Origin of the sequence: Roseomonas sp. CECT 9278 (assembly GCF_918698155.1) — a bacterium.
Classification (GTDB): Bacteria; Pseudomonadota; Alphaproteobacteria; order Acetobacterales; family Acetobacteraceae; genus Neoroseomonas.
This window is the reverse complement of record NZ_CAKKLX010000003.1, coordinates 228293-234463: the sequence shown is the minus strand read 5'-3', so window position 1 is coordinate 234463 and position 6171 is coordinate 228293. Positions and strand designations below refer to the sequence as shown.

The following is a 6171-nucleotide window of genomic DNA, read 5'->3' as shown; positions in this document are numbered from 1 at the left end:
CGCAACGCCCGGCCGCGCCGCGCCCGCCGCCCGCCGCGGCGGCGCAACAGCCGCCGAGCACACCGGCCGACCCGGCGCCGCCCGTCGTGGCGAACGACCCGCTGCCCGCGCCGGTCGTGTTGCCCGACCCGCAGCCCGCCCTGCCGCCGGCCGCGGCGCCCACCACGCGCCGCGTCGTACGATCGCTGCGCCAGCTCGGCCAGACCGGGCCGATGCAGCTGCGCGGCGTCTCGCCCCTGCAGGGCGTGCAGTTCGGCATCCGCGCGGATGAGGTGGTGACCGACGCACGGCTGGTGATCTCGGGCGCGGCCTCCCCCGCGCTGGTGCCCGAGGCCAGCCAGCTCACGGTCACGCTGAACGACCAGCTGGTCGGCGCGGTGCGGCCGGACCCGGCGCGCCCGGCCTTCGGCCCGATCGAGATGCCGCTCAGCGCGGATTTCTTCACCGAGATCAACCGGCTGAACTTCGCCTTCGCCGGGCGCTACCCGGCGGCCTGCCAGGACCCGCTGTCGGACCTGCTGTGGATGACGGTGTCGGACGGCTCGGCGCTGCATCTCACGCTGGAACGCCTGGCGCTGCCGCGCGACCTCGCACGGCTGCCCGAACCCTTCTTCGACCCGCGCGAATTGCGCGACACGCTGGTGCTGCCCTTCGCGGTGCCGCCGGGCGCCTCGACCGAATTGCTGCGCGCCGCCGCCATCGCCGCTTCGTGGTTCGCGGTGCAGGCGGAATACCGCGGCGCGCGCTTCCCGGTCGCCGCGGGCGCGCCGATGACCGGCGACGCCGTGGTGCTGGCGACACCGCAATCGGTCCCGCCCGGCGTCACGCTGCCGGCGCTGTCGGGCCCGACCATCGCCCTGGTCGAAAACCCCAACGATGCCACCGGCACGCTGCTGCTGATCGCCGGCCGCGACGCGTCGGAGGCGGCGACCGCCGCGATGGGGCTTGCCTTGGCGCCGCAGCTGCTGTCCGGCCAGGTCGCGCAGGTCAGCACGCCGCGCGCGCCGCGCCGCCGCCCGTACGAGGCACCGCGCTGGCTGCCGCCCGACCGCCCGGTGGCGCTCGGCGAACTGGTGGATCGCGGCGAGCTGCAGGTGCAGGGCTTCGCGCCCGGGCCGATCGTGGTGCCGCTGCGCACCGCGCCCGACCTGGTCACCTGGCGGCGCCACGGCTTCCCGCTGGCGCTCAGCCTGCGCGCGCCGCCGGGGCCGATCCTCGATGTCGGCACCTCTCGGCTGGATGTGTCGGTCAGCGGCGTCTTCCTGCGGGCGCTGCCGCTGCGCGAACAGGAAAGCTGGCCGCTGTCCTGGGTGCTGCGCCAGGCCGGCGCCGAGCCCGGCCCGCGCGAGGCGACGGTGCCGATCCCGCCCTGGCTGGTGTCCGGCCGCAACGACCTGCAGCTGCGCTTCGACATGCGCCCGATGCACCGCGGCGACTGCGTGGCGATCCCGGCCGAGGTGCAGGCCTCGATCGACCCGGTCAGCACCATCGACATCAGCCGCGCGCATCGCTTCGCCGTGCTGCCCAACCTGGCCTTCATGGCGAGCGCGGGCTTCCCCTTCACCCGCCTGGCCGACCTGTCCGAGACCGCGGTGGTGATGCCCGACCAGCCCAGCCCGGTCGAGGTCAGCGCCTTCCTCGGCCTGGTCGGCGGCCTGTCGTCGATCGTCGGCGTGCCGGCCACCGGGCTCGCGGTGGTGCGCCCGGCGCAGCTGGCGCAGGTGGCCAATCGCGACCTGATCGTGATCGGCACGCTCTCCGGCCAGTCGGCGCTGCCGCAGCTGCTGCGCGACATGCCGCTGCGCATCGAGGATGGCGGCCGGCTGTCGATCTCGCTGCCCGACCGCCTGGACGGCTTCGCGCGCCTGATCGCCGACGGCCCGCCGAGCGCCGACCGCGCCCGCGCCGCGAGCTTCCTGTCCGCGCCGGCCGAGGGGCTGGGCTTCGTCGCCGGCGCGCAATCGCCGCTGGCCGCGGGGCGTTCGGTGGTGGCGCTGGCCGCGCCGACCCCCGCCGGCGTCGAGGCGATCGCCGAGGCGCTGCGCGACCCCGCCCGCATCCCGCGCGTGCAGGGCGACCTGGTGCTGCTGTCGGGCGATACGCTGGAGGCCTTCCGCATCGCGCCGTCCTACCAGGTGGGTTCGCTGCCGATCTGGCTGTGGCCGAACCACTACCTGGGCGGGCGGCCCTGGATGGTGCTGGCGCTGATGGTCGGCGGGGCGCTGCTTATCGCGCTGCCGCTGCGCGCGGCGCTGCGCCGGCGCGCGGCGCGACGCATGCGGGGACACGCGTGATGGGGGGAAGCGCGCGATGAGCCGACAGGGCATCACACGCATCGGCGCCGCGCTGATCGGCGCCGCGCTGGCGGCGCCGCTGCCGGCGCTGGCCCAGGGCAATGGCGCGCTGGCCGCGCTGGTGCAGCAGGGCCGGCACTGGCAGGCGCAGCAGCGCCCGGACCTCGCGCTGCGGTCCTTCGAACGCGCCCTGCTGGCCGACCCGTCCAGCCCCGATGCGCTGGCCGGCGCGGCGGAGGCGCAGGCCGCGCTCGGCAACCGCCCGGCGGCCGAGGCGCTGCTCGCGCGGCTGCGCGTGGTGGCGCCCGGCGCGCCGGCCGTCGCCGCCGCGCAGGAGGCACTGCGCGGCAGCCAGGTGGAACGCTCCGCCATCGAGGACGCCCGCCGCCTGTCGCGCGAAGGCCGCGTGCCCGAGGCCCTCACCCGCTACCGCGACGCCTTCGGCGGCGCGGCGCCGCCCGATGCCTATGCGACCGAATACTGGCTGACCCTGGCCGGCACTTCCGGCGGGTGGGAACAGGGGCGGCGCGAATTGGCCGCGCTCGCGGCGCGCCGGCCGCAGGATGCGCGCGCGCGCGTGGCGGCCGCGCAGGTGCTGACCTGGCGCGAAGCCACCCGCAACGAGGGCATCGCGCAGCTGGCGCAATTGGCGCGCGACCCCGCGACCGGGCCGCAGGCGGTGCAGGCCTGGCGGCAGGCGCTGCTGTGGCTGGGCACCGGGGCCTCGGCCGAAGCGCCCCTCGAAGCCTTCCTCGCGGTGCGCCCGGACGATGCCGCGATCCGCGCCCGCCTGGCCGAGGTGCGCGACCCGACGCGCCGCGCCGCCGAGGCCGCCGCCGGCCCGCGCCAGGAAGGGTTCGACCAATTGCAGGCGAACCGCCTGGCCGTCGCCGCGCGGTCCTTCGAAGCCGCCATCGCCGCCAATCCGAATGATGCCGATGCGCTGGGGGGCCTGGGCGTGGTGCGGCTGCGCGAAGGCCGCGCCGCCGAGGCGCGCGACCTGCTGAACCGCGCCATCGCCGCCGACCCGTCGCGCGCGCAGAACTGGCGCCAGGCGCTGGATGGCGCGAGCTACAGCCTGGAACTCGCCGAGGGCCGCGCCCTGCTGCGCCGCAACGAGGTCGAGGCGGCCGACACCGTGCTGCGCCGCGCCGTGACGCGCGATGCCGCCGACCGCACGGATGCCGAGACCTTGCTCGGCGAGATCGCGCTGCGCCGCAACGACACTGCCGGCGCCGAGGAACGCTTCCGCGCCGCGCTGGCCCGCCGCCCGGGCTTCCAGCCGGCCGAACAGGGGCTGGAGCAGGCGTTGCGCCGGCAGAACCGCACCGCCGAGGCCGACGAGATCGCCCGCCGCCTCCGCGTGGCCCAGCCCGCCGGCGGCGGTGGCGGCGGCACCGGCGGCAATGCCGGGCGCCTGCGCGCCGAGGCCGCCCGCGCCGCCGACCCCACCGCCTCCGCCGCGCTGTTGCAGGGCGCCCTGGCCGAGGCGCCGAACGATCCCTGGGTGCGCCTGGACCTGGCGCGGGCCCTGGCGCGCCAGGGCCAGGGCATCGAGGCGCGCGCCATCATCGAGGCGCCGCTCTCCGATGGCCGTGCCAGCCCCGACGCCATCTTCGCCGCCGCGTTGTTCGCCGAGGAGCAGGGGCGCATCACCGATGCCGCCGCGCTGCTGGGGCGCATCCCGCCGGGGCGGCGTTCGCCCGACATGGCTCGCCTGGCCGCGCGCACGCGGGTGGCGGCGGAAGTGGAACAGGCCGCGGCCGGTGCCGCCGCCGGCGGCTTCGAAGGCCGGCAGCGGCTGCTGGCCCTGGCCGCCCGCCAGGACCCGACCGGCGCGACCGCGGCCGCCGTGGTGCGCGCCTTCGGCCGCATCAACGACCCGCGCGGCGCCGAGGAAGCGGCGCGGGTGGCGCTGGCGGTCAACCGGGCCCCGACCCCCGCGGCGCGGCTCGCCATCGCCGGCGCGCTGCTGGAAGCGGGCAACGAACAATCCGCCGCCGCCCTGGCCCGCGGGCTGGAGGGCGACCCATCCCTGACGGCCGAGGCTCGCCGCCAGGCCGATGCGCTGATGGCCGGCGCGGCGGTGCGCGCGTCGGACCGTGCCAATGAGGCCGGCGACCAGGCGGCGGGCTATGATCGGCTGCGCCCGGTATTGGCGCGCAACCCGAACGACCCGGCGGCGAACCTGGCGCTGGCGCGGCTGCATGCCGGCGCGCGGCAGGCCGGCCAGGCGCAGGCCATCGCGGAATCCGTGCTGGCGCGGGACCCGCGCAACCTCGATGCGCGTGCGGCGGCGGTCGATGCCGCAATCGCCGGGCGCGACTTCCGCCGCGCCGAGGACCTGCTGGACGAAGCCCGCGTGCTGGCGCCGAACGAGGCGCGCGTGTCCCTGATGCAGGCGCGGCTGGCGCGCGCGCGCGGCGACAATCGCGGCGCGCTGGTCGCCGCCCGCCAGGCGCAGCAGCAGCGCGAGGCGCAGGTCGGCTCCGTGGTGCCGATGGGCTTCGCCACGGCCGGGCCCAACCCCTTCCGCGGCAGCGGGTCCGGCGTGCCCGGCGCGCCGGCGCCGCGCGACCCGCTGCTGGCCGAGATCGGCCGCGAAGTGGAACTGGCACGCGAGGGCGCGGCGACCACCTTCGCCGTGCTGCCCAGCGTGCGCGGGCGGTCGGGCACGCAGGGGCTCGACCGGCTCGAGGAACTGGCGCTGCCGGTCGAAGGGTCGTTCTCGCCGCGCGGCATCGGCGGGCGCCTGACCGCCAGCGTCACGCCGGTGTCGATCAATGCGGGGTCGCTGCCGCTCGACCTGGTGTCGCTGCAATCCTTCGGCGCCAACCCGATCGCCTTCCCCGGCGGCATGCGGGCGCCGCGCGACGATGGCGCATCCGGCGTGGGGCTCGGCCTGGCCTATCAGCGCGGCTGGTTCCGCGGCGATGTCGGCAGCTCGCCGATCGGCTTCCGCTTCCCCACCGTGGTCGGCGGGCTGGAAGTGGCGCCCGAGCTCGGCGGCGGCTTCCGCATCCGCGCGACCGGCGAACGCCGCGCGGTGACCGACAGCCTGCTGTCCTGGTCGGGCCAACGCGATTCCATCACCGGCGAGACCTGGGGCGGCGTGGTGCGCACCGGCGGTCGCGCGCAGCTGGAATATTCGACCGGCCCGGCGAATTTCTACGCCGGCGGCGGCTATGCCGTGTTCGACGGCCAGGGCGTGGCCGACAATTCCCGTGTCGAACTCGGCGCCGGCGGGTCCTTCGCGATGGTGCGCCGGCCAGACGAGACGGTCACGGTCGGGCTCGACCTGGTCTACTTCGCCTATGACCAGAACCTGCGCCACTTCACGCTGGGCCATGGCGGGTATTTCAGCCCGCAGGACTACACGGCGGTGAACATCCCGGTGGAATGGCGGGCGCGGTCGGGGGATTGGCGCTGGCGGCTGGGCGCGTCGCTCGGCTACGCGGTGTGGTCGGAGGATTCGACCCCGGTCTTCCCGACGAACCCCAGCCTGCAGGGGCAATTGGCGTCGCGCGTCGGCTCCAACCCACAGATCTTCGCCTTCTACCCCAGCAAGAGCGAGGCCGGCGTGATCGGCAGCCTGCGCGGCGACGTGGAATACCGGCTGAGCAGCGACCTGGTGATGGGCGCGACCCTGCGCTACGACCGCTCGGCCGATTGGAACGAGGCGCGCGGGACGGTCTACGTGCGCTACGCGCTGCCGGAGTAGCAGCGCCCGGCGGCGGCGCATCGCTGCGTCGCGGCGGCCATTCGCACCGCGCGCCGCGGCCGTGGGTGCCGCCAGGGACCTTTCCGCACGCCTTGGCGCGCATCGATGCCGCTGGGGCAGGTCGCGGTCGGCTGGAGCCATCCGGGACCTGTTGCG

General features: G+C 76.5%; 2 protein-coding genes. Both read left to right on the top strand.

Going from position 1 to position 6171, the window contains the following annotated elements; translation table 11 throughout:
* On the top strand, nt 1-2294 hold a 2294-nt coding region (bcsB, locus tag LQ222_RS03630), incomplete at its 5' end, for a cellulose biosynthesis cyclic di-GMP-binding regulatory protein BcsB (RefSeq protein ID WP_230164545.1).
* 16 nt (nt 2295-2310) lie between these two features.
* Nucleotides 2311-6015 (top strand): cellulose biosynthesis protein BcsC, encoded by a 3705-nt coding sequence (locus LQ222_RS03625; RefSeq protein WP_230164544.1) that lies wholly within the window; start codon nt 2311-2313, stop codon nt 6013-6015.
* Nucleotides 6016-6171: the final 156 nt, after the last annotated feature.